The organism is Nocardia vulneris (genome assembly GCF_001613425.1).
GTDB lineage: Bacteria > Actinomycetota > Actinomycetes > Mycobacteriales > Mycobacteriaceae > Nocardia > Nocardia vulneris.
Map to the genome: position 1 here is coordinate 15,119 of NZ_BDCI01000042.1, position 22,702 is coordinate 37,820.

A 22,702-nucleotide genomic window follows, 5' to 3' on the forward strand; every position below is an offset into this window, starting at 1 on the left:
CATAGCCGAATCTGCACGGAATATGCACGGAGTCAATTGCAGATCAGGAAAATGGCCTTGACCTGGCGTTACTTGGTGGTCCCAGCTGGTTTCGAACCAGCGACCTCTCGCGTGTGAGGCGAGCGCTCTCCCGCTGAGCTATGGGACCGGGAGGAGTGTTCTGGGCGCTTGGAGTGCGCTTCGAACGAGATGGAACATTAGCACGGGGCACCGGCGGTTCACCAAATCGCCACCCTGATGAGGGGAAGCGGGTGGGGGTGGATCGGCTCGGCGAGTGCGCTGCGGATGGGCAGCCTTCGGGCAGTGCGGGTTTCGGAAGGGCGGAACCGGAGTCGGGAGTGGCCGCGCGGGTGCGCCAGGGTAGGCGGGTCGCAAGTGCGGACAGGGAACTGGCGGTGCGGGAGTTATCAGCGAAGTTCTCGCCAATGACACTGTGCGGTGAGGTGCGGGTCGCGCCGCCTCTCGGACCACTAGGTCCTCCTCAACCACATCGGCCACCTCCGCCACAGTGGCAACCTGCTGGATTTCAGGCGTTCTACCAGCCGATTTGTAGCTTTCACCGGGCGTCGGCTAATGTTCTGTCTCGCACCACGGAGGCCGGAACAGCCACCGAGATGCACGCGGATGTAGCGCAGCTGGTAGCGCATCACCTTGCCAAGGTGAGGGTCGCGGGTTCGAATCCCGTCATCCGCTCGAGAGGTAGGGCCAGGCAAACTAGTTTCGCCGTCCCCCTTCGCACGGTGGAGTGGCCGAGTGGTGAGGCAACGGCCTGCAAAGCCGTGCACACGGGTTCGATTCCCGTCTCCACCTCGCGCGATTAGCTCAGCGGGAGAGCGCTTCCCTGACACGGAAGAGGTCACTGGTTCAATCCCAGTATCGCGCACCACCGTAGTACCAGGTCAGGCCCCCTTTCGAGGGGGCCTTTCTTGTTGTCGTGAACTATCTGTGAACTGACGGCTAGCTTTCTGGCGGCTCGAACAGCTCGTCACAGACCTCGCAGCGGATGCCGCCGACCTCGAACGCACTGCGTGAAATCCGAAGCTTCCGACCACAGCCACACTCAGCCGACACCCCGTTGTTGCTGGATTTACGTCCGCCCCGCCGTTGCGGCTCTCGACGACGATAGGCGACCAGAGCGAACGCCAGCTTGTCCAGCTCGTCTCGATAGAGGCGCTCAGTATCGGCCGGCACCCTGGTGAGCGACCACCCGAGCTTCGGGTGATGGTTCAGCGTAAGCCCCAGTTCTTCGCCGATTCCCCGGAAGCGCTCGTTGTGCCAACGTCCCTGGCGGCTGGTGTCCTTGATCCCGCGAGTGACGGCAACGCCGTGAGCAGCTTCATGTAGCAGCGTGCCGAGCACATCGGCCGCGCCGCGTTGAAGTCCTTCGCCGCCGACGAACAGCTCGTGCAATTCGTACTCGCCCCTAATCCAACGATTCGGTGCGAAGTGACCGAGCGTGAGGTCACTGCCCGTCGACCCAGAACCGACCGTGAGCACGACTTCGGGGACGTCGGGATGACGGGATCGGATTGCGGCCCAAGTATGTTCGAGCGCTGAGACAAGCAAGCCGGTGATGGTGTCGGAATCGGTCATGGCAACCGCAGCCCTTCCGGAAACGCTGACACCTACGTGTCAACCGACCAGCGGCTGTGACACGTACGTGTCAATGAGTGGAGTCCCGGACGAGACGTGGATTCCCTGGGCGCGCGCCGCGTCCCGTCCGGGGCAGGCCCGCGGCCTGCCCCCACCGCCTGCCCAGGGCGTCGCAGAGGCTCGCGACCAAGGAGGAATTTCCGAACACCGCACCGCAGCCTGGTCGAGGTATCGCTACACGGAAATTCGTCCTTGGTGGGGTAGGAGCGACGCCCTTACACTGCGGCGCGCGCCCAGGGAATCAACACCGCCTGATCCCCACGAACGCAACCCCGCGGCGGACCGCAGAACTCGCGCTCACACTCCGAATCGGACCACGCGCTCGTAACCATCGCTCCCGGCCGCCACCACCGCTCGACTCCGAATACCGCCCCGCACTCAACCCCAGCGCGACCGCGTCTCGTCTCCTAACCGGACCACGCACTCACCCCAACGATCCACTCCCAACGCAACCCACTCCCCTACTCAGTCTTACTTCAACTCAACCTTTTCCACCGCTCCCACCCCTGACTCTCATCAATTGCTCCTCTCGCCTAGATCACCAAATATGCAGCGAAGCGTGTATTTGGTGATCTAGGCGAGAGGAGCGCACAACAGAACAAAACTGCTGGCCAGGGGTGGGAGCGGTGGAGATCATGCCGAATAACTCCAGTGGTAGTTTCCGGCCTGTTCAGGGTCATATCCGATAGATTCTGGGCTACACAGGGAGTTGTACGGTAAGTGTCCGTCCACAATGGATCTTTTTCCGGGGATCGTCCGCCGTAAAACGCATGCTAGAAGTTTGCTACTACCCGCCGGGCGCATTCTGGTGGTTGAGTACGGTCCGGTAGTGAGGAAACCATCGAACGCGGCTCGCGCCCGGTGAGCCGTGGTGGTGCGCGATTGTGACGGTGCCGCCCCGCCCACGTCCAGGGCGCTTCGCGTCGGCTACGCCGATGGCCTACGGCCACCCTTGACCTGGGGCCCCTGCGGCACCACGGGCAGGATTTGCGGGCAGGCCGTGGCCTGCCCGATCGACGCGCGCACCACCACGGCCAATCGATCACAGTCCAGCTGTCCGGCGTCGTACTCTAGGCATGTGGCACGGCGCATCGACTACCACCAGCATCCAAACGCACCGGCCGCAAACAGCGTCCGGCCAAGCGCAGGCGCATTCGTGCGCCGCAACGATACGGTGCTCCTCATCCGCCGCTCCGACAACGGCAACTGGTCGATGCCGGGTGGTGCACACGAGCCAGGCGAATCGCTCAGCCATACTGCTGTTCGCGAAACTCGCGAAGAGACCGGCATCATCATTCGACTCACTGGGCTTGTCGGGATCTTCACCGACCCGATGCACGTGATCCACTACACCAGCAACGACGAGGTCCGGCAGGAATTCACCATCGTCTATCGGGCTGAACCCATCGGTGGCGAACCCAAACCCAGCAGCGAAAGCACACATGTCGAATGGGTTCCCATACGTCATTATTCGGCGCTCGGGATGGACAGCAGCCAACGCAAACGTATCAGTTGGGCGCTCATGCAGCATGAACCTTACCTCGATCCGGCTGACCCATGAGCCTGTTGTTCACTGGAATGCAAACTTCAATCCTTGTAGGGCGTCCTGCTCGTGGTTGACCGCCTTTGCCTAGTCGTCGCGGCGGGTGTGATACCTGTAACGAGGCGAGCAACCGCACGATAGCCTGATTAGAACTGCAACCGAACAGACAGCAGCCAAGAATTTAGCTTTAGTAAATAATCAGGCTATAGCCAACGGTTCGACCGAGAGGAAAGTGCGACAGTGAAGACAGTGCTGCCAGAGTGGTACGGTCCGAGCGAAGAAGATCTTGGCAAATTTCTATCCGAAGCAACAATTGCACTGGATGCAAATGTCTTGCTGGCACTGTATCGCGTAGGCGGACCACAGCGTCAGCAGTTGTTGAAGGTGTTACATCAAGTTTCAGGACAACTTTGGGTGCCTTATCAAGCAGCGCTTGAATACCAACGACGGCGGTTAACAGTTGCTGCGTCCCAACATCAGATGTATCAAACAATTGAGTCCATCGGTGCCGAAAAGTTCGACGAAGCAATTGATGCGGTCGTAATCGCCCTAGACGGCTTGAAGAAGAAGGCTACCGAGGGTTTACGCGACAAGGAAATCAGCACAGTAGTTGCACGCGGTTTCGACCAAACTATTGCACGCATTAAGGAAGTTGCCCAAAGTCGTCGCGCAGAAATGAAAGAGGAATTCGAAGAAATTCGAAAGACTCACGCGATTGACTTTGCGACAGTCAGAGCAGATGATCCAATTCGAGCAGAACTCGATTCGATGCTAACCCATGGCCACGTGGGAGAACAGCCCGATGCAGCCAAGCTGACTGAATGGAAGGATAGAGCTAGGGACCGAATCGAGAAGAAGATTCCACCTGGCTATATGGATGCCGACAAGCCCGACCCATCTGGCGACTGCATCATTTGGTTCGAACTGATTGAATGGGCAAAAATGACAAAGAAGCCCGTTCTTTTCATAACTGACGACGTGAAAGAGGACTTCTACGACAGAGTTCATGGACAGACCGTCGGACCTCGGCCTGAGCTTCGTCAAGAAATGCTTGAACTGTCGGGACAGCAATACCATCAGACTACAATTGATGGATTCCTCAGGATGGCGAATAACTATCTACAAGCCTCAGTTCCCGAAGACACTATTGATCAATATCAGGCTAGGCGTGGAGACATAGTTTTTCAGACAAACAGGATCTCCCCAGAGGAGCTGCTGCGCTTGCTGATTGAAGATGGCAAACTTAAAGATATTCGCACAGATGGCGTCGATGATCCTGAAGCATTGAACGCACTGGGCGATAGAATAATTCAGATTGCAGAAACTCGGGGTTTAGCGAGCGATCCAGATGATACGCGCCTACACCTGATCGCCCGAAGCCGACGCCGCGAAGCTTTGCAGGCACACCGACGCGGCGAATCGGACGAGGCAATTACCATCCTGGAGAACTTGCTTCGCAGACAACTGCGCGCGTTTTCCGACACATCCCCAGAGCCGATGATAACTCGATACGCAATTGCTGAAATACTGGCTGATACAGGTAATTACCAGGCGGCTCGTCGACTCGCCAGTAGGGCGATGACGGAGTGTATAGAGAACCACGGTGTGGAGAGTGCCCTAACTAAGAAATGGATGGATTTCTACCAAAAATTGACGCCCCAAAGGCAGGTGGCGACCCCGCTACCCGAAGACCCCACAGACGATTGACAATTTAGTTTAGCAATTCACTTCCATATAAGGGCAACCAGCGAACCTGGCACAGCGTAAGCCGGACAGTCGGTACAGAGCTGGTATACAGAACACGGAGTCCGTGCCAGGTAGTGGCTGGCACGGACTCCGCTTGTCAGGTGTTCAGTTGTTGTTCTGTTGTGTTCGGTGGGTCAGCTGAACAGGATCAGCTGGTGTTGGTGGGATCTTCGGTGGCAGTCGTCTCGGTAGGCTTTGGCGAGCCGCTGGGCCTTCGTCTTCGATATGTCGAAGTCGACAGCGATCGCGGTCCACGGCCGGCCGTGGTCGAACTGCTCCTGAATCTCCCGTCCTAGCGCGAGTTCTTCGCGGCTGGTCGGCTTCCTAGAGCGAGCCATGGTCGATGACCTGGGTCTCGTCGTCGGGGCCGCACTGACCGCAGCGAATACACTTGTCGTAGTCCGCTACTGCTGGCCGGAACTCGTGCATGCACGGCGACGTGTCGTCGACGTCATTGTCGATGTCGTCGCCGTACTCCTCGTTGTGGCAGGCCCACTGACCGTCGATGCTGCATCCTGCCTCGTTGCAGGACCAACACAGGGTCGGGCCGGTACCGATCGCGATCTCGAAGCAATCCCGGCACGCACATGCCCGGTAGCCCGATCCACTGGTAGCCGACATCAGACACCTCCTACCGCGGGAACCGCGATCGGCAGCATCTGCTGGACCGGCCGGACCGCGCGAATGGGCTGGATTGCCCCGCCGCGCCGGTGGTCCCGACCGCTCGCCGCGTACTTCGCCGCAGTCCTGGGTGACACCCCCAGCGCCTGGGCGATCTCGGCGTAGGTCTGGCCTTCGGCACGCAGCGCGACAGCGCGAGCGACCTTGGCCGGATCACGACGGACCGGATTCTTCGGCGCCGGATCAGCCAGGGCAGCGACCGGTGCAGACGGTGCTGCCTCGGTTGTCACGGCTGTCACCGCAGGAACCGGTTCCGGTGTCGTGGCGGGTGCCACGACCGCGGGTTCGGATTCCTGCTGTGCGGCCCGGAACAGCACCGCCAACCCGTGAGTGTCAACGACCAGTGACACCGGTGCCACGGCCGCGACCAAAGCCGCAGCCCACCACGGCAGCTCAGTACCCGCCAAGGCAGCGTGCACCGAGTTGCCCGTGATCGACACCAACGCACCAGCAGCGAGGACCCACAGGAACCAGCGTCGTTGGGGTTTCGACGCCAGCACCAGAGCGGAGACGGTGGCTTGGATGATCGTGCCGTCCACGATCACCGGCCACAACCACGCCAAGTTCTCCGGTGTGTGCGCCATGACCGCCAGCTCACGCAGCGCCGCGAAGCTCAACGTGAACGCAGCAGCCCCGATGGTCACAATGACCACCACAGCGCAGAACCGAACCCAGCGCATCCCGGCGGAACGAGCCTGCTGCCCGCTCACCCCAGGGCCTCCGGTCGATCGGTGAATACGGTCCACTGGTTCTGGATCGCGTCCACGATGTGCTCATCGGCGGTATGGATATCGCCGACGATCACCCCGACCTCGCTCAGGTACTCCAGGGCTGATCCGATCACCGCCGCCAACTGGGAACGGTCCAGGACGTGAACATCAGCCATCATGGTCATCACGCCTCCTTACCGATCACAGCCGGGCAACGGTCGTGCTGAATCTTCAGCGCCCCGAGGTCCCATTGCAGGCACTGCACCTGATCGAACAGCTCTGCGCACTCCTCCCGGAGTTCATCGCGTTGCCGGATCAAATGAGCGACGTCGTTGTCGCTACCAGTGCCGTTGAGGACCATGACCCGTTCAGCGGCAGCGCTTTTGCTGCCGTGATCGGATTCGGGCTCCCACACACCATCAGGGGTATGGAAACCGACGGTCCACAGACCGGGTTCGGTACGCAGATAGACGTAACCGCTCATCGCGCACCGCCTTTCGGTCCCGGTACGGGCTGGTCCGGGGTGAGGGTGTTGTCGAACAGCTGCTGGGTGTAGCTGCTCACCGCCTCCGTTGAGTCAGCCTCGGTTCCATCGCCATTGATAGAGGCCGTGTCATCGACGTCGTTGTCGATCTCGGATGTATTCGCCACTGCGGCAGCGACTTTCGCTGCTATCGCGTCGGTGATTCCTGCGTCGATCAGGTCCCGTAGTGTCGTGGCTTGTTCGAGGGTCAGTTGCATGGTCATGTCGCCGTATTCGGCGAATCGACGCACCGCTACGCACACCTTGTCGATGTGTTCGGCGTACTTGACCTGGAACGAGCCCCGCACCGCGGCGGTAACCCAGACGTCCAAGGTGTCTGCTGGGTGCCCGTGCTGATCGACGGCCGGTACATGGTTGCCCAATACGTCACGCATCAGGCCACCTCTTCCGGCTGCGCGTCGTGGCCGGTCCACGGGTCGTCACTGGCTGTGGTCGTCCCGTTGACTGGGTTGTTGCGCTGGTTGCTGTTGCGGCCGTTGCCGTTTCGCCCGTTGTTGCGCTTGATGGGCTTGGCGACGGCGTACTTCAGCGACACCCCGACTTCGTCGGCGACCAATTCCATGACGTAACGCTTGATGTTGTCGCGGTCGGTGTAGTCGCGCTGCTGGAGCTTGCCGGTCACGATCACCCGAGCGCCCTTGGTCAGGGACTCGGCGACGTTCTCGGCGGCGTCGCGCCACATCGTGCACCGCATGAACACCGGCGTTCCGTCTTTCCACTGGTTCGACTTGCGGTCGAACGTCCGTGGGGTGGAGGCAACGGTGAAGTTGACTACCGCGGCCGCCTGGTCGGTGAATCGGATGACTGGGTCGGCGACGAGGTTGCCGACGATGGTCAAGGTGGTTTCTCCGGACATTGTGTGCACTTCCTTCGGTTTGGTTAGGTGTTGTGTCCGTTGGTAATTCCCGAAGCTGTTCGGGAATCGAGTTGTGTTGTGGGTGAATGGTTTTCGTGAAATTCAGCCGATTCGTCTGAGCCTGTTTTTGGGATGGGTGGGGTAGGGCTCCTTTCTGGTGTTGTGAATGAAAAACTCAGGGGCAGGCCGGTTTAGGGATGGGCTTCCATCTCGGCGATCCATTCGGGCGGCGTCTTGGCGATGAGTTGTTCCTCATCGATCAAGCTCGCCTGCGGATCGGCTTCCGGCTCCAAGTGCGTTGCTGCGGGTGCGGCGTGCTGCTGGGCCTGCTGCGGTGTGGGCTGGGGGGTGGCCGGCATGGCCTGCTCGGTGTGCTGCTGCTTGGACGCGGTGGTGTGGCCGTTCGTTGCGGTTGTCGCCGTGGCGGTTTCGCGTGCTTGCCACGCGCTGACTTTCTGTTCGAGTTCGGTGATGCGCTGGGTCAGAGTGCTCAACAGCCGGGTGTTGTTTTCTCGCCATTGCGCGGTGTCCGCATCGGGGGTCTCGACTGCCTGAGCACGTTCAGGTGCGGGTTCAGCGATCAGGCGTTGCTTGTGCTGGATCACCCGGTACTCGCTGGTCACGGCCGCCAGCCGCGCCCGCGCCGCTTCGGTCCGGCTCAAAGGTTGGAAGGTGTTGCGGGCGAGTGGTTGTCGCGGGTCGGTATCGATCGCGGTGAGGGCTTGGACGGTTTGGCCGCGTTCCTCGGTGCTCAATGGAGCGTCGTGAACGGTGTGCTCGATGCTGTGGCGCATCCCTGCCAGGTAAGCGGTCATACGCTCGTGCTGTTCGGGGCTGACGCCTTTCTCGATCCGTGCCCGGACCGCGGCGGCTTCGCGCTGGTAGTCGTGCAGGCGGGCGTGGAACCATTCACGGCTTGTGTCGTGGGCGTACTGGTGAATCAGAACGGTTTGCTCGATCTGCCGGGCGAGTTCGCGATGCTCGGCCCGCGACAGCTTGACTGTGTTTCCGCCGAGGAGACGGGCTTGTTGACGGAGCTGTATCAGCAACCGGAACAGCTGCGCCCAACTCCGTGCGACATCATCAACGGCGTTGTCTGTCATCGGATTACGCCTCTCCGGCAGCAGGCGCGTCAGCAGTGACGCGCGCTCGGACCGTGCGCCAGCGGGCACGTAGCGGACGAGTACGGGCGTGAGCGAACCGAGAACCGGCACGACCGGACGCGACGGCCACCTTCCCGAGTGCGGCGGCGGTGATCGACCAATCCGGGCGGCCCAGGCTGATCCAGATCCCGTAGGCGATCCAACCGATCGCCCAGATCATCAGCGGGACCACTGCCGCGGTCGGGGCACCTGAACCGGCGACGAACCACATCCCGGGCACGGTCACCGCCACCGCGCCGAAAGCAGGCTTAGCGGTTCGGGCGCGGCGTGTCCAACGCTGGGCTCGGTTGGGCCGGGTGGCTTCGCGGGGGTCGATACCGCTGGATTCCATGAGGGCTTGCAATTCGCCGTCCCAGTCGACGCCGTGGTCGTTGCTGGTCATGAAAGAACTCCTTCGAGAGGTTGGTGATGGTTCGAATTGATCGGTGCCGCATCGGCAACCGGTGTGGGCTCGTCGTCGCCTCCGGTGCCGGTGGCCGGGCTGGTGTCGTGGGTGGCCAGATAGCGGCGCACAGTCCGCTTGCTGACTCCGAGTTCGGCCGCGATACGGGCGTGTGTCCACTTCTGATCGGACAGATGCCTGGCCTTGGCGCGGCGCGTGTCCGCATCGGTGTCCGCGTCGCTCGTGTGGCCGGTGTCTGCCTCCGTAGCGGGCATGACCGGATCGGGGACAGCCAGTACCGGCACGTCCACCGGCCTGGGCTCGGCGCGGTCACTGGCCACCGCTGGCCGCTCGATGTCCGCGACTGATGCCTTCGTGGCGGCTTCCGTCGTGACGACGGGTTCGGCTGCTGGGGTGGTGGTTTCGTGGTCCAAGGTCATCGACAGCAGGGCGAATCCGGAGACCACCATCAGCCCGTCGAGAACGAGCGGGCCGACGTAGGCCGCAGAGCTGCCGTATCCCCACGTGAGCAGAACTTCACGCAGGTGCGAGTAGGAGATAACCGCGGACCCGATCGCCACCGCACCCGCGCCGCCGTAACGCGCCAGCGCCCACAACAGCCCGCGCCGCCACCGCGCCCGCGAGAGCACCTCGACACTGAGCAACAGCCCGATCGGCCACACCGCCGCACCGACTTGAGGAGCGATGCCCGGTGTCCACCCAGCGGGCATCGACGCAGCGGGCAGCCAGGTGTGCAGGATGTTGGCCGCAATCGAGGTCACCGACCCGAACACGAACCCCATCCACGACACCAACCGTCCACGCGGCGTCCTCCTCGGCGCGGTCACCGTGACCACCGGCTGTCCGCCTCGGTGACCGCACGGTCCTTCGCGGTGTCCGCCGTGTCGGTTGCGGTGTCCGGCTGGTCATCGACAGGCCGGACAGCCGTGCGGGTGTGGTGCTGGCTGGCCACGTAGGCCGCGATAGGACGCAGGTAGTCACTCATGCCGCTTCACCGCCGTCAGCGTCGAACCCGAGATCGGCGCGGCGTGAACGCCCGGTATCGAGATCGCGGACCTTCGCCAGCGGCACCCGCGGCAGCGTGCTCGTCACCCACCGATCCGGATACGGGTCCGGCGGCAACGCCGATACCTCGTCGGCATCGACCGGGATCACATGCCCCCACTGAGCTTTCAGCGCGTGCACCCAGACCACATCGCCGCGGTCGAACTCGGCGAGCCGGTTCGGGTCGATGAAGAACGTCTCGCGCTGCCCGAGCGAGCCTTCGTCACCGATCTTCCCGCCGCGAGTGTGGCGGGTGTTCTCGGTAACCGGGCGCGACCCGAACACCTCTGAGACCTTCCCACCGCCCTCTTGGGCCATCAGCAGGGCACCGGACGGGCAGGCTTCCATCAACCGGCGCCGCTCGTCGGTGGTGGTGCCGAGCCCGAACTGGTTCTGGGCGGCGAAGATGGCGACCACGTTCATGCCCAGCAGGCGTTCAGCGATGTCGATTTGGCTGATGCCGCCGGTCTTGTCCGCGACCGCCGACATCTCATCGATGATCAACACGATCTGACGGTCGTGCTCACCACACGCAAACTGAGAAATCAGGGTGTTCAGCGCCGCGACCTGGGCGCGGGCGTACTCCCCGCGTACGGTGCCCGGCACGGTCGCATAGATCATGTCGAACGAATCGAGCTGACGTCCGCCGTCGAAGCCCTCACCGATCGCGGAGAAGATGTTGCGGAACTTGCCCGAAACATCACCCACCGCAGGCGGTTTCGACTGCTCCAACGCATCGATCTCCGCCCCGATCGCCGCATCACCCTTCCAACCCACGTCTTTGAGCCACTTCACCGAAAGCCGTTCCAAGAACTCCTGCTTCGAACGCGGCGGCCCGCACGGCGCAGTCACCGCGAGCTTGGTCACCCGGATACGGTTCTGCTTGAAATGCTCCTCACCGAGGTTGGAAGACTGGACCGGGTTGAGCATCGACTCCAACGTCGCGCACATGTCCTCGACATCCATCGCCCACAGATCCAGACGGTTGGTAACCGGCCACAACGCCACCCGACGCGGATTCACACCCATCCGAGCGGCGATCTTCACCAGCTGACGCCCCGTCGCCAGACCCGGCTTGCCACCCTTGCAATCCACGAAGATCAGCAGCGGACGCTTCTCCCCGGTGCGGACGTAGCGATGCCAGTACGCGCTATACAGCCCGGTGCCGAGCCGCAGCAGCATCGTGGTCTTGCCCGCCTTCTGCGACTTACCCAGCACCACCAGATGCCCCAAGCCATCGATCGGCAGTTCCAGCTTCGAATTGCGTTGGTCCGCAAGCTGAGTCAACGTGGTCGGCTGCGTGGCATCCGTGCGTTCGGACAGCGTGCCGAGCACGACCTTCGACGACAGCCAGCCCGACACCAGCGGCGCACCGTACTTCGCCGCCCGCCGCGCAGCAGCCGCCTTACCCCGCTGCTGACGACGCTGAAGCCGCCGCGTCTTCGACGGCGAACCCACACCCTGAGTACCGAGATGTTCCAGGAACCGCGCCCGCCACAACGCCGCACCCCACCACGCCACCGGCAACCCACCCGCAGCCATCGCCGCCAGCGCGCCCGAACCCGGACCATGCTCGGTCAAAACCTGAGCACCCTGCCACCACAAACTCAACGGAGCCGTCCACGAACCCGCCGACCACACCGCACCCACCGGCAGAACCAGCGAACCCGCCGCATAGTTGCGGACCTGGGCAGCTTCCCAACGCCGCTTCGCAGCAACGGTATTCATCCCAACACCGAGTGCGGCGATGAACGCCGCACCGGTCAACGAGGTACCCGCGAACTCCAACGCCTGCCCGACCGAGGGCAGATGAAAACTCCAATGCGGAGCCTGCCAACCATTCGGCAACGAAGGGTTATCGAAGGTCGGCTCGACCTGCCCGTTCACTGGCGGCGGTGGTGCTTCGACCGCTGGTGTCCATGCCGGCGGGGCCGCCGTGGTCGGCTGAGTACGCCCGCAATCAGGCTGGAACGGATAGCACGTCATCTCAAGCCACCCCCTTCCTACTCAAAGTCACGTCCAGGTCATGAATTTCGAAGTTGTCCAACTGCTCGACACCACGGTCCCGAGCGATCTGGTCACGAACCGATTCGATGGCACGACGAAGACCCTCACCACGAACGAAGTACAGAACCCCCGCCAGGTCGTGCTGATCAGCAGCAGCCAGAGCAGCCGACACCGACCGCAGCAACCGGCCTGCACCGAACTTGCGTGTCAACTCGACCTCGACGGCCCACACCTTGTCCGGATCGGCCGCATCCCGATACCAGGCATCATGCAGATGGGAAACAAGCTGACCTCGTTCGTCTTTCAACATCCGCCGCAACAGACGCTCACTGGTCCAAACCTCCGGATCGGTATCCATACCGGTCACCGCCAACCGAAGCTCCGACACAGCTGTCAGATGTGCCGCCGTCGACGCCCGTGGTTCCCACTCTCCCGGATCGAATCCCAGGTAACCCCAAGCCGTTTCACGAGCCATGTAAGCCCACAGCGGGCCATACGGCACAGTGTCCGGCGCATCGAAGTGCTTTGACTTATGCCACAAGCCGGGGGAACCGATATCGATGCGCGTCACGTGAATTCGCCCCGCCAGCTTCAATCTGCGCATGATCTCGTAGACCTGAGTCGACCGAATACCGAGCGCCTTGCCTGCAAGCCAAAACGGAATACAGTACTGCTGGCTCATCCACTCCTGAAGCAACGTCTCACGCGGCTGCCAGCGAAAGTTCTGAGCACTCATCGCGGCATCACCCCCGTTGGCCGGACGCATGTTCCCGACTGCTCAGCGGCGGAACCGAACTGATCGACACGGCAGATGTTCGGCGACGGCCCGAACCGATCGCCGGTCAATGCCACCCCGGTGCAAGCACCGAGAGCGAAGAAGATGAAAGCGGCCAGGACCGGCAACAGCAAGCCCGGAGGCAATGCCGCCAGCGGGCGGTACACCGAAGCCGGATCGAACTCGGCTCCGTTCATCGCATGCAGTGGCGTGTAGTCGTGTGTAACCCGACGCGGGTAGGGACGGTTCATCGCCGATCACCCGGCCGACCCAGAACACCGCGCACAACCCGCCGCGACAGGATGAAGACGACGCCGCACAGGACCAGCGCAGACACAACGACTGGTGCCAAAGCAGGCACAGCGGCACCGACGACGATCAGGCCACCGACCAGGAATACGCGAATCATGCTGCATCACCAGCAGCCGGAATCCTGCACAAGAGGGCTGTGACATCGTCCTGTCGTACGCGAATCGCGCGTACTCCTCGAACCTTATATCCCGTCAGCACACCTGCCGCGATCAACCGGCGAACTGTCCGGACGCCGAGATCGAGCTGAGCGGCCGCCACTTCCAAGCTGAGTACCGTCCCGACATCTCCGTCGGGGTGATCTTTAGTCATTCGAAGTCCTTCCTTGGCTTGACCTGGCCGAAAATGGCCTGATACGAAGCTAAGGCCGACTACGGGCATCAACCCGGAAAAAAATTCCGGGGTATCTCCTCAACCTCCTTTGATCCAGGTATTATTAAGAGATGCGCGGAATGACAGATTCAATGACCATTGGCGAACGAGTTTCTTGGTATCGTCGACGTCGGGGTATGTCGCAGAAAGTTCTTGCGGACCTGGTCGGGAGAACCGAGGACTGGTTGAACAAAATCGAGAACAACCGAATTCAGCTCGATAGAATTTCGGTGATTCAGAATCTGGCAACACAACTCGATATCACGTTGGGCGATCTACTGTCTGAACCAAGTCTGGTCGATTCAACACAGTCGTCCGGTAAGCCCACCGTTCCCGCCTTGCGAGAAACACTTCTTAGCTATAACCAACTTATGCCGTTTACCCGGGCAGATTCGCGTTCCATGCAACCGATAGCCCAGCTCGAAGGCCGCCTACGGGCTGTTTGGGACGCTTACCAATCAACACGCTTCGCCTACGTAAGTGCCTCACTGCCTGCCCTGATCGCAGATCTCGATGCAGCTTCGCGCAGTTCATTGCCGTCTGAATCCGAGCGCGCAACTTTGTTGCTTGCGAGCGCTTATCATGCAGCCGCAACCGTTCTTACGAAGGTTGGAGAAATAGATCTTGCCTGGGTTGCGTCTCAGCGAGGTTTCGATATTGCTCAACAGACTGACGAACCAATGACTTGGTTGTCACTGGCTCGATCCGTCGCTCATGTCACTATGTCCACCGGCCGCCATAAAGACGCCGCAATATTAGTTGGGCAAATAGCGTCACATGCCGGACCAGCCGCAAACAATGCTTCCCCGGAGTACCTATCAGTCTATGGCACCCTATTCCTTACTGGAGCGATGGCGGCTGCCCGCACCGAAGATCGCGGCCTGACGAACGAATATCTGGCTGAATCGGCGGCAGTCGCCGCACGATTGGGGCGTGACGCGAATTACGCATGGACAGCATTCGGTCCTACTAACGTCGAAATACATAAGGTATCGACAGCAATGGAACTCGGCGATATCGAGACCGTGCTTCGTATCGGACCTCAGATCGACGCGACGCCACTGCCAACCGAGCGGCAGGTCAGGCATTCTATCGAACTGGCACGCGCTAATAATGCACGCGGTCGACGAGATCAAGCTTTGAGCATTGTGCTTTCAGCAGAAGCCAGGGCACCGGAACAAGTCAGGCACCAAAGCCTGTGCAGGGACCTGGTGGTCCAATGGGTCCGCTCCAGCAAGACGCAACCATCTTCGACCTTGGCGGGGCTCGCTTCACGCATGAACCTGCTCCGAATCCCCTACGATGGGTTCGCATGAGCACTGTTGAACCTCCACCGATGGCAACGCCTCGAGTCGCCGCTGGCGCGATCGTGCTGAGAGGAAGCGCAGTACTCATGGTGCGGCCCACGTACAAGGACTATTGGGATATCCCTGGCGGCTATGTCGAACCCGGTGAATCTCCAAAAGCGGCTTGTCAGCGAGAGATTCACGAAGAGCTTGGTTTAGCGGTCAGCAGGCTTGAACTTGCATCGATTGACTGGGCCCCCAATGACAAAGAGGGCGACAAGCTCCTCTTTTTGTTTGCGGCACCGGATCTGTATGGTGTCGAAGTCGAAGAGCTGAAGTTTCCAGATCGTGAGCTTGATAAAGCTCAATATATAGAGCTAGCCGAACTCGATAACTACACGGTTCCGCGCCTGGCTCGTCGACTGAGCGAGACGGCGAATGCTTTGCTGTCTGGCCAAATTCCGCTCTATCTGGAGCATGGCAACGTTCCGAGTGTCGAGCCCCATCCGCGTTAGCTTTGGCTACCACCAGAGTCATGTCGTGCCGCCGCCGCGTGGAGTTCGTCGGCTAAGCCGATTAACCGGCTGCCCCTTACGGCGCGACGGAGGCTGTGTTACTCGCCCACTTCGTCGCGAACTCAACCGAACGGAGGTACGTGATGACGGCGTGGGCGGGGTGACGAACGCCGACAAGCCCTGAGCTATCGCTTCATCACTGCCCGCAGCTGCGTGCTGATATCTCATCGCGGCCTGATGCGTGGAATGACCGAGCCGTTCCATCAATCCGGCAAGGGTTGCACCGGTCGCCGCGGCCAAGGTGGCACCGGTATGGCGGCAATCGTGCAACGTGAGGTCTGTCCGGCCGACCTTGTCATCCTCGTTCTCGTACTGCCAACGTCCGGCCGCCTTGCACGCCCGATACCAGTGCCGATAGAACGTTGATGGTGCGAGATGCCCGCCGTTGGCCGCTGGGAACAGCAGTGCGTCGGCGCCGGAGCCGACGTGGTCACGAAGATGGTCTTCGAGAGCAGGCACCAGGTGCGGAGGAACGGTGACTGGTCGCCGTCCTGCCTCGGTCTTGGGCTTCTTCACCTTGCGGCGCGCAACGCCCTTCGTTGTGCTTTTGAGCCTGACGACGCCATGGTCGATCCACACCTTGCGCTGGACCAGATCAATACTCTTTCGCCGCAGTTCAGTCAGCTCTCCGAACCGAAGCGCGCACCACGCAGCCAGTAGCACCATTGCCTGGAACCGACTCGGCATCGCCAAGGTGAGCACCTCAAGTTCGGCCAGGGTGGCCGGCCGGACCTTGTGCGCTGGCTTCACTGTCGATGCACCGCGGATACGGCATGGATTGGTCGAGAGGCCGGTCTTCTTGCTGTCGTCTACTGCCGAATTGAAGATGGTTGACGTCAGTCCGTAGACACGGGCTCGGAGAGTAGGCGTGTCCGGGTTCAAGGTCCTGTACCACTCGTCGATGACTTCGCGGTCCTCGAAACGAGCCATCGGTAGATCACCGAGCGTCGGCAGGACGTGGGCGTCGAGCCATGCGCGGTAGTCCTCGCGCGTGCGGTCTTCAAGCTCTCGATTGCGCAGCCAGTTGTTCGCGTACTCGCCGAACGTCAACTTCTTCGGCGGCTGAGCGGCCGGTGGCTTCCACGCCTTGCTGATGATCTCGGCTTGCCGCAACGACAGCCATCCGCGGGCATCGTCAATCGTCAGGAACGTCGTCGGCGCTTTGTGCCTCAGACCGTCCGGCCCGTAGTACTGCGCGCGGTACCGGCCGCTTGGTAGCTTGTCTACTGAACCAAAGGTGCCTGACCTGCGGGTCTTCCGTTGCTCGCCCCGAGCCATAGGTGCTCCATTCGTGAACTGAACATGAACTGACGCGGGGCTATTTGCGTCCACTTGAGTTCACGACTGTCATTCCGAATTAAGCAGATATCCCCTGGTAGAAGGCGATTCTAGCTGGTCACAGCGCCAAATAGGAAGGGGCACATACTGGTTCAATCCCAGTATCGCGCACCACCGTAGTACCAGGTCAGGCCCCCTTTCGAGGGGGCCTTTCTTGTTTCTGGGGTTGGCGAGTTTTCTGTCGAGGCGGTTACGCGTGACGCCTGGGTTGGTGGTGGGCTGAGGGTGCGCCGGTGTCGGCGGTGACCGCGGCGCTGCAGGGTGCGGGTGCGGCGGTGACTGTGGGTGCGGCGGGGTGCGGGTGACCTCACAGGTCTTGCCGACGGAGGGGCGGCGTGGCGTGCGGCGAGTTGGGCTGTGGGGTGTTGAAAAGGTCTGTGGGGGCGGTGAGCTGCGGGCGTGGTGAGCTGCGGAGTTCGGGCCGCAGGCGGCAGGCCGGCGGCCAGCAAGCGGCGGAGTTACCTCACAGACCTTGGCGGCAGAGGGGCGGCGTGGCGTGCAGCGAGTTGGCCTGTGGGGTGTTGGGGAGGTCTGTGAGGTTGTGCTGTAGCGGCTGGGACATACCTGCGGGGTGGCGCTGGCGCCGGGGCAGGTTGTGCCCCGCGCGGCATGGCCCGGGCACCTCTAGGAACTCCGTAACCCGGGCGCTTGGGACGGCTGTATCGACGACTATCAGGCTTTCCGACAGCGAGCAGTGTCTGTCCGAGTTCGGGTGTCTTCGTTCGGCAGGGCGAGTCGATCCTGTTGAGCTGCAGGTCGGATAGCGGACCCGGACGCCGCACCGACGGACCGACGCGCCGCTGACTCACGGACGTATCGCGAGTTTCCCTGTGGTGGAGCGGGATTCAAGGGCTACAAGGGCTTTGGGTCCATCGGCGAGGTCGTAGAGGGTGGGGGTGCCGGGCGGGTAGACGCCGGAGTCGATGAGGGTGGCGAGTTCCGCCATCAGGTCGGTGAAGAGGGTGGGGGCGGATTGGATGAGGATGCCCAGGTGTAGGCCGATGACGTGGACGGAGTGCTGGAAGTTCAACTCCCAGTTGGTGACAGCGGATTCGCCGGCGGCGACACCGTAGACGATCACGCGGCCGGTGACGCGGCGGGCGGCGGCGAGGCTGGCGCGGAAGTTTTCGCCGCCAACGGATTCCAGGACGATATCGGCGCCGCGACCTTCGGTCAGGCGTAGGACTTCGGTGGGGACGTCGGCGGTGCGGTAGTCGATGACGTGGTCGGCGCCTGCTGCGCGCACGGTGTCGTGTTTGTCGGGGGACGCGGTGGCGATGACGGTGGCACCGTAGTGCTTGGCGAGACGGACGGCGGCTTGGCCGACGGCGCCGGCGGCGGCGTGGATGAGGACGGTTTCGCCGGGGGCGATGCGGCCCAAGGGTTTCAGCGCGGCGAGGGCGGTGGCCCAGTTGAGGATCAGGCCGAGGGCTTGTTCGTCGGACCAGCCGGGCGGGATCGGCGCGACCGCGGCGGCGTCCTGCACCATGTATTCGGCGAAAGCGCCGTAACCGGTGCCGATCACGTGGGCGCCGAGCGCGGGCTCGGTGACGCCGGGGCCGAGGGCGACGACCTCGCCCGCGGCCTCGAACCCGGCGAGATAGGGCGCCTGCGGGCCGCCGTGGTAGGTGCCGTGGGTTTGCATGACGTCGGCGAAGTTCACCCCGGCGGCGGTGACCCGGAGCAGGACCTCCCCCGGCCCGGGCGTCGGCACCGGTGCATCGGTGATCAACCGCAGATCCTGCGGACCGGTCAGGGACGGCTGCCGCAACGCGCGCATGGTGCCGGGAATGGTGCGGGTCATGGTGATTCGAACTCCGTTCTTCGGGACCGACTCGGCACAGCGCCACCGGCCGACCTCACTACTACGACAGCTGTAAGCCCGCGCAGCCCCGAAGTGTTCCCGAGACCGACAGCGGCGAAGGTCGAATAGTGCCGTCCAGTTCTGTTCACCCATTCATGCGGCAACCGCATGTGTCCCCGCCGAACCCTGGCACATACTTTGTCAGATCCGCCGACGAAGTGCTGCCCCATCGGCACGAGTCTCGAACAGGCACAGGCCATTTGGTGATCATGGAGAGAGTTATTCACTTAAACTGCAAAATGTGAGCATCCCCACGGAGCCAATCGGAAGCATTCCCCGTCCCCGCGAATTGCAGGCCGCCATGGCGGCCCATGGTGCAGGCGAAATCGATGATGCTGCGCTCGCTGAGATCCAACAGCGGGCTGTCAGTGACACCCTCGAACGCATGGCACAGGCAGGTTCCCCGATCGTCACTGACGGCGAACAGTCGAAACCCAGTTTTGTCACCTATCCGATCGCCGGTTTGACCACTCTCGCCGCGGAGGGCGCGGTGATCCCCTTCGCCGACGGGCATCAGCGGCAACTGCCGGTGCTGACCGGTGGACCGTTCCGTTACCAGGCGCACGCGGTGGACTATCTGCGTGCGGCACAGGCGGCGACGGGCCTGCCGGTGAAGCAGGCCGTGATCGCACCCTCGGCGTTGAGCCTGCTGTATCCGGCGGACGGCATCGCCGACTACCCCCGCGAGACCTTCCTGGCGGACCTGATCGCCGAGGCCGAAGCCGACATCCGCGGATGCCTGGACGCCGGTGCGCCGGCGGTGCAGCTCGATTTCACGGAGGGACGGCTTTCGCTCAAGCTCGACCCGAGCGGCGGCGTGCTCGATCAGTTCATCGAGCTGAACAATCTGGTGCTGGAACGCTTCTCGGCCGAGGAGCGGGCGCGGATCGGGGTGCACACCTGCCCCGGCGGCGACCAGGATTCCACGCACAGTCTCGACGTCGACTACATCCAGCTGCTGCCGAAACTGTTGCAGCTCAAGGCGGGCAATTTCTACATCCAGCTCGCCAGCGAGCCGGATCCGGAGAAGGTGCTCGCGGTGATCGCCGAGCATCTGCCCGCGGATGCCCGGATCTTCGTCGGCGTCACCGATCCGATCGATCCGCGCGTGGAGACCGCGGAGGAGGTCCGCGATCGAGTGCTGGCCGCGGCTCGCCACATCCCGGTGGACCGGCTCGGCACCTGTGACGACTGCGGGTTCTCCCCCTTCGCCGACGACACCTCCACCTCCCGCGAGACCGCGTTCGCCAAGATCAAGGCGCGGATCGACGGCACCGCGCTGGCGGCCGCGCAATTGGGGGTCTGAGCTACCGACCCCTTCGGTGCGGCCGAATTGTCGGTACCCGGCATTAGGCTGAGCCGACAATGCAACCGAGCCGAGGGGGTCGCAGCGTGACGGCAAGCCGGGAGCTCGAGGCGTCGGACGGCACCGACCCCGAGCTACTCGATCTGCAGGACGACATCTCGTTCGAGCTCGAGGAGATCAACGAACTGCTGGCCGAACTGATCGCGCTGCAGGCCGACCGCAAAGCCAAGACCGGCGAGATCCTGTCCGCCCGGCTGGGCGTCAGCGGCCAGCAGCCGGAGACCCTGGCCAAAATCGGGGCGCGCTACGACCTTTCACGGGACCGGATCCGCCAGTTGCACACCAAAGCGGTGGGCCAGCTGATCCGCGACGCCCAGCTGAGCGGGCACCGCGCGCTGGGCATCTTCGCCCAGCGCTATCCCGTCAGCACCCGCGACCAGCACCTGGTCCGGGCCCTGCTGGTGGAGACCTACGCCACCGACACCGATATCGCGGCGCACGAGCTGTCGTATCTGAAGCTACGGCTGGCCGGGCACGCGGCCGAGGACGCGAAACGGGTGTCCGGATTCGTGTCCCAGCGCATCGCGGCCTGGCAGAAGAAGACGAACCGGCGGCTGGCCAAGCTCCGCGACGCCGAACCGCGCGCGACGAGCCAGCTGAATCCGTGGCTGGGTCAGGTGGATTGGCCGGGCACGGCGACCCCCGACGCCTTGCCGCTGTCCTCGGCACGCACCGTCGACAGCGACGACGACGGCCGCGGGCGGTTCTACCTGGACAAGGTGGGCCGCGACGTGCCGTTCGATTCGGGGTTGGCGGCGCGGCTGCTCTGGATTCTCAACGCGAGCGATCTGGTCGACTCGTTCCAGGAACAACCCGTGCCGGTCGCTTACACCATCGACGGCATCGAACGGCTCGGCTACCCGAGCATCGCGGCGCGACTCACCGACGGGCGCGTGGTGCTGATCGACGTGCAACCGCTCGGACACGTTGCCTTCCACGTCAATCGAGCGAAGTCGGCCGCGGCGCGCGCCTACGCGCATCAGAGGGGCTGGGGTTGGCTGATCTGGACCGGCAGTCTGCTCGGCGTCCCCGACCTGCTGGCCAGAAAGGTCGACCCGGGCGCGCTGCCCGAACTGGTCGAGCAGGGCCCGGTGCCGTGGCCGACGATCCGCCGACTGCACCAGGAGACCGGCCTACCGCTGCTCGACTTCATCGCACTGGTGTTACGGCACGAATGGCGCTGGGACCGTGCGCCGTTCCGGCTCAGCGCACCACCAGCGCCCCCGCGACGAACGTGACGATCAGCATCATCGCGCAGCAGGTCACCAGCTGCCAGTGATTGATGGTCTGCTGCAGGCTCTTGATCGTGTTGCGCAACGTCGTGTCCACCCGGTGGTGGTCGTCGAGTTTGCGCCGCGCCTGGGCCAGCGCGTCGGCCCGCTCCTGCGCTTCCAGCTCCGCCCGCTCCAGCCGGGTGGTCAGCTTCATGACGTTCTTCTGCTTGTCGCGCACGGTTTTCCGGGACAGGGCCAGCGCGGTGCGCTGATTGACCAGCTCCTGACGCTGCCGGGCGATGATGGTCGCCTGTGTCCTGGTGTGGTGCTCCCAGTCGGCCACGGTCGCCCACCCTCCTGTCGTCACGTCACGATAGCCCCAGACGATGTCGCCGGTGACCCAGCCGTGGATGAAGTCACGCAGTTCGAACGGGTCGCGGCGGGGGCCGGCGACCGCGCTGTGCACGGTGTCGAGCATGCCGCGCACCGTCAGGTAATCGCATGCGGGCGGGGCGAAGTCGGCGATGCCGAGGGCGTGCAGATGATCGACCCAGTACCCGGGCGGGCACAGCCACAGCACCTCGGCGATGCCGGCGGCGCGCATCCGCTGCGTATGTTCCTGCGCCAGAGTCCGATCCAGCGACCCGCTGCGCACCTCGATGACGAACTCGCGGTCGTCCTTGCGCCAGTAGATGTCCACGGGCACGCCGTCCACCCGGCGGTCCACCTCGGCCACGTCGGCGCCGAACGCGAGCAACCGGCCGCACAGCCAATACTTCAGCCGCCGCATATCCCATTGCGCGGCGTCACATTCCGGACACTTACAGCCGTATCCGGCGGACTGTCGGCGGGCTTTGCCCGGACCGTCCGCGATACCCAACTCGGCGAGCATCGCCCGGCGACCGCAGGCGATCTCCGCCCGCTGCTTCGTTCTCACGCGACCACTCCCCTGCACACCTCCGCAGGCCTGGCGACCTACGCCATAGATCAAGAGTGCGCCACGCGCGCAAACCTCGCCAGTCCCCTTTACCCCGCGCCCGGGTGCGCCACGACGGCAGATTTCCGGTTCAGCGCCTGGTGTAGGCTGCGGCACAAGGAATTTCGGGTACCGGGCGGCCAGAACACCTCGCTTATACCGGTGGATTGACAGTAGCCGCCATCCTGCGACGACACCGCGCCGCGCGCCGAGTGGGGGCCGGGCGCGGCGGTCGAGGCTGCCATCCGACGGCTTCGGGCTGCCATCCGAGCGGGAA

At 63.0% G+C, this 22,702-nt stretch carries 24 protein-coding genes and 4 tRNA genes; 9 read left to right on the forward strand and 19 right to left on the reverse strand.

Features of this window, described 5'->3' with window-relative positions; all coding sequences use genetic code 11:
• Positions 1–73 precede the first annotated feature (73 nt).
• Positions 74–148: transfer RNA gene (locus tag NVU01S_RS35800), tRNA-Val, on the reverse strand.
• A gap of 472 nt (positions 149–620) precedes the next feature.
• Between NVU01S_RS35800 and NVU01S_RS35805 the strand changes: the two genes are divergently transcribed.
• From NVU01S_RS35805 to NVU01S_RS35815, 3 genes are all read left to right on the forward strand, one after another.
• Positions 621–693 (forward strand) — tRNA-Gly (locus tag NVU01S_RS35805).
• Between the two features lie 46 nt (positions 694–739).
• Positions 740–810 (forward strand) — tRNA-Cys (locus NVU01S_RS35810).
• A gap of 1 nt (position 811) precedes the next feature.
• Positions 812–886, forward strand: a tRNA-Val gene (locus tag NVU01S_RS35815).
• Between the two features lie 71 nt (positions 887–957).
• On the opposite strand, the gene NVU01S_RS35820 is transcribed toward NVU01S_RS35815, so the two are convergent.
• Positions 958–1,593: a hypothetical protein gene (locus tag NVU01S_RS35820; RefSeq protein WP_043677944.1), complete on the reverse strand. Its 636-nt coding sequence runs from the start codon at positions 1,591–1,593 to the stop codon at positions 958–960.
• A 1,138-nt stretch (positions 1,594–2,731) separates the two neighbouring features.
• On the opposite strand from NVU01S_RS35820, the gene NVU01S_RS35825 reads away from it, so the two are divergent.
• The gene (locus NVU01S_RS35825) at positions 2,732–3,214 is read left to right on the forward strand and encodes an NUDIX domain-containing protein (protein ID WP_043677946.1); all 483 of its coding nucleotides are present in this window, start codon (positions 2,732–2,734) and stop codon (positions 3,212–3,214) included.
• Positions 3,215–3,436: 222 nt separating this feature from the next.
• On the forward strand, positions 3,437–4,903 hold the full coding sequence (locus NVU01S_RS43755; RefSeq protein ID WP_156161826.1) for a PIN-like domain-containing protein: 1,467 nt from the start codon (positions 3,437–3,439) through the stop codon (positions 4,901–4,903).
• 173 nt (positions 4,904–5,076) lie between these two features.
• Here the strand turns inward: NVU01S_RS43755 and NVU01S_RS35830 are convergent, their stop codons facing one another.
• The 14 genes from NVU01S_RS35830 to NVU01S_RS42810 all read right to left on the reverse strand — a co-directional run bounded on the left by NVU01S_RS35830 (position 5,077) and on the right by NVU01S_RS42810 (position 13,815).
• Positions 5,077–5,280, reverse strand: a complete 204-nt coding sequence (locus tag NVU01S_RS35830; protein WP_043677948.1) for a hypothetical protein — start codon at positions 5,278–5,280, stop codon at positions 5,077–5,079.
• Entirely contained in the window at positions 5,267–5,563 is a 297-nt protein-coding gene (locus tag NVU01S_RS35835) for a hypothetical protein (RefSeq protein WP_043677950.1), read from the reverse strand. Before NVU01S_RS35835 ends, NVU01S_RS35830 begins: the two co-directional genes overlap by 14 nt.
• Entirely contained in the window at positions 5,563–6,303 is a 741-nt protein-coding gene (locus tag NVU01S_RS35840) for a DUF2637 domain-containing protein (protein WP_280140872.1), read from the reverse strand. Before NVU01S_RS35840 ends, NVU01S_RS35835 begins: the two co-directional genes overlap by 1 nt.
• Before the next feature lie 26 nt (positions 6,304–6,329).
• Positions 6,330–6,518, reverse strand: coding sequence for a hypothetical protein (locus tag NVU01S_RS35845; RefSeq protein ID WP_043677953.1), 189 nt, complete (start codon positions 6,516–6,518; stop codon positions 6,330–6,332).
• On the reverse strand, positions 6,518–6,817 hold the full coding sequence (locus NVU01S_RS35850) for a hypothetical protein (protein ID WP_043677955.1): 300 nt from the start codon (positions 6,815–6,817) through the stop codon (positions 6,518–6,520). Before NVU01S_RS35850 ends, NVU01S_RS35845 begins: the two co-directional genes overlap by 1 nt.
• Positions 6,814–7,251 carry a hypothetical protein gene (locus tag NVU01S_RS35855; RefSeq protein ID WP_156161827.1) on the reverse strand — a complete coding sequence of 146 codons (438 nt, stop codon included), beginning with the start codon at positions 7,249–7,251 and terminating at the stop codon, positions 6,814–6,816. The genes NVU01S_RS35850 and NVU01S_RS35855 overlap by 4 nt, the downstream gene beginning before the upstream one ends.
• A complete protein-coding gene (locus tag NVU01S_RS35860; protein WP_052281110.1) occupies positions 7,251–7,733 on the reverse strand; it encodes a single-stranded DNA-binding protein in 483 nt (160 codons plus the stop codon). Before NVU01S_RS35860 ends, NVU01S_RS35855 begins: the two co-directional genes overlap by 1 nt.
• Positions 7,734–7,924: 191 nt before the next feature.
• Entirely contained in the window at positions 7,925–8,836 is a 912-nt protein-coding gene (locus NVU01S_RS35865) for a hypothetical protein (RefSeq protein ID WP_043677960.1), read from the reverse strand.
• Between the two features lie 4 nt (positions 8,837–8,840).
• A complete protein-coding gene (locus NVU01S_RS35870) occupies positions 8,841–9,278 on the reverse strand; it encodes a hypothetical protein (RefSeq protein ID WP_043677962.1) in 438 nt (145 codons plus the stop codon).
• Entirely contained in the window at positions 9,275–10,081 is an 807-nt protein-coding gene (locus tag NVU01S_RS35875; RefSeq protein WP_052281111.1) for a DUF2637 domain-containing protein, read from the reverse strand. Before NVU01S_RS35875 ends, NVU01S_RS35870 begins: the two co-directional genes overlap by 4 nt.
• 41 nt (positions 10,082–10,122) lie before the next feature.
• On the reverse strand, positions 10,123–10,284 hold the full coding sequence (locus NVU01S_RS43760; protein ID WP_156161828.1) for a hypothetical protein: 162 nt from the start codon (positions 10,282–10,284) through the stop codon (positions 10,123–10,125).
• The gene (locus NVU01S_RS35880) at positions 10,281–12,191 is read right to left on the reverse strand and encodes a hypothetical protein (protein WP_156522238.1); all 1,911 of its coding nucleotides are present in this window, start codon (positions 12,189–12,191) and stop codon (positions 10,281–10,283) included. The genes NVU01S_RS43760 and NVU01S_RS35880 overlap by 4 nt, the downstream gene beginning before the upstream one ends.
• 139 nt (positions 12,192–12,330) lie before the next feature.
• Complete coding sequence (locus NVU01S_RS35885) at positions 12,331–13,086, reverse strand: hypothetical protein (RefSeq protein WP_156161830.1); 756 nt, start codon at positions 13,084–13,086, stop codon at positions 12,331–12,333.
• 444 nt (positions 13,087–13,530) lie between these two features.
• A complete protein-coding gene (locus NVU01S_RS42810; RefSeq protein WP_307684579.1) occupies positions 13,531–13,815 on the reverse strand; it encodes a helix-turn-helix domain-containing protein in 285 nt (94 codons plus the stop codon).
• A 62-nt stretch (positions 13,816–13,877) separates the two neighbouring features.
• Here NVU01S_RS42810 and NVU01S_RS42815 point away from each other — a divergent pair, with 62 nt between their 5' ends.
• Together NVU01S_RS42815 and NVU01S_RS42820 are read left to right on the forward strand one after the other, a co-directional pair.
• Positions 13,878–15,122 carry a helix-turn-helix domain-containing protein gene (locus NVU01S_RS42815; protein WP_175068939.1) on the forward strand — a complete coding sequence of 415 codons (1,245 nt, stop codon included), beginning with the start codon at positions 13,878–13,880 and terminating at the stop codon, positions 15,120–15,122.
• Complete coding sequence (locus NVU01S_RS42820) at positions 15,119–15,607, forward strand: NUDIX domain-containing protein (RefSeq protein ID WP_043677972.1); 489 nt, start codon at positions 15,119–15,121, stop codon at positions 15,605–15,607. Before NVU01S_RS42815 ends, NVU01S_RS42820 begins: the two co-directional genes overlap by 4 nt.
• 18 nt (positions 15,608–15,625) lie before the next feature.
• On the opposite strand, the gene NVU01S_RS42825 is transcribed toward NVU01S_RS42820, so the two are convergent.
• Entirely contained in the window at positions 15,626–16,945 is a 1,320-nt protein-coding gene (locus NVU01S_RS42825; protein ID WP_082032313.1) for a site-specific integrase, read from the reverse strand.
• A gap of 865 nt (positions 16,946–17,810) precedes the next feature.
• Positions 17,811–18,809 (reverse strand): NADPH:quinone oxidoreductase family protein, encoded by a 999-nt coding sequence (locus NVU01S_RS35900; protein ID WP_043677974.1) that lies wholly within the window; start codon positions 18,807–18,809, stop codon positions 17,811–17,813.
• Positions 18,810–19,110: 301 nt separating this feature from the next.
• On the opposite strand from NVU01S_RS35900, the gene NVU01S_RS35905 reads away from it, so the two are divergent.
• Together NVU01S_RS35905 and NVU01S_RS35910 are read left to right on the forward strand one after the other, a co-directional pair.
• Positions 19,111–20,175 (forward strand): cobalamin-independent methionine synthase II family protein, encoded by a 1,065-nt coding sequence (locus tag NVU01S_RS35905; protein WP_043677976.1) that lies wholly within the window; start codon positions 19,111–19,113, stop codon positions 20,173–20,175.
• Positions 20,176–20,261: 86 nt separating this feature from the next.
• Positions 20,262–21,473, forward strand: coding sequence for a sigma factor-like helix-turn-helix DNA-binding protein (locus NVU01S_RS35910; protein WP_043677978.1), 1,212 nt, complete (start codon positions 20,262–20,264; stop codon positions 21,471–21,473).
• On the opposite strand, the gene NVU01S_RS35915 is transcribed toward NVU01S_RS35910, so the two are convergent.
• Positions 21,439–22,386, reverse strand: coding sequence for a hypothetical protein (locus NVU01S_RS35915; RefSeq protein ID WP_244467435.1), 948 nt, complete (start codon positions 22,384–22,386; stop codon positions 21,439–21,441). The two genes, NVU01S_RS35910 and NVU01S_RS35915, sit on opposite strands and share 35 nt — an antisense overlap.
• Positions 22,387–22,702 lie beyond the last annotated feature (316 nt).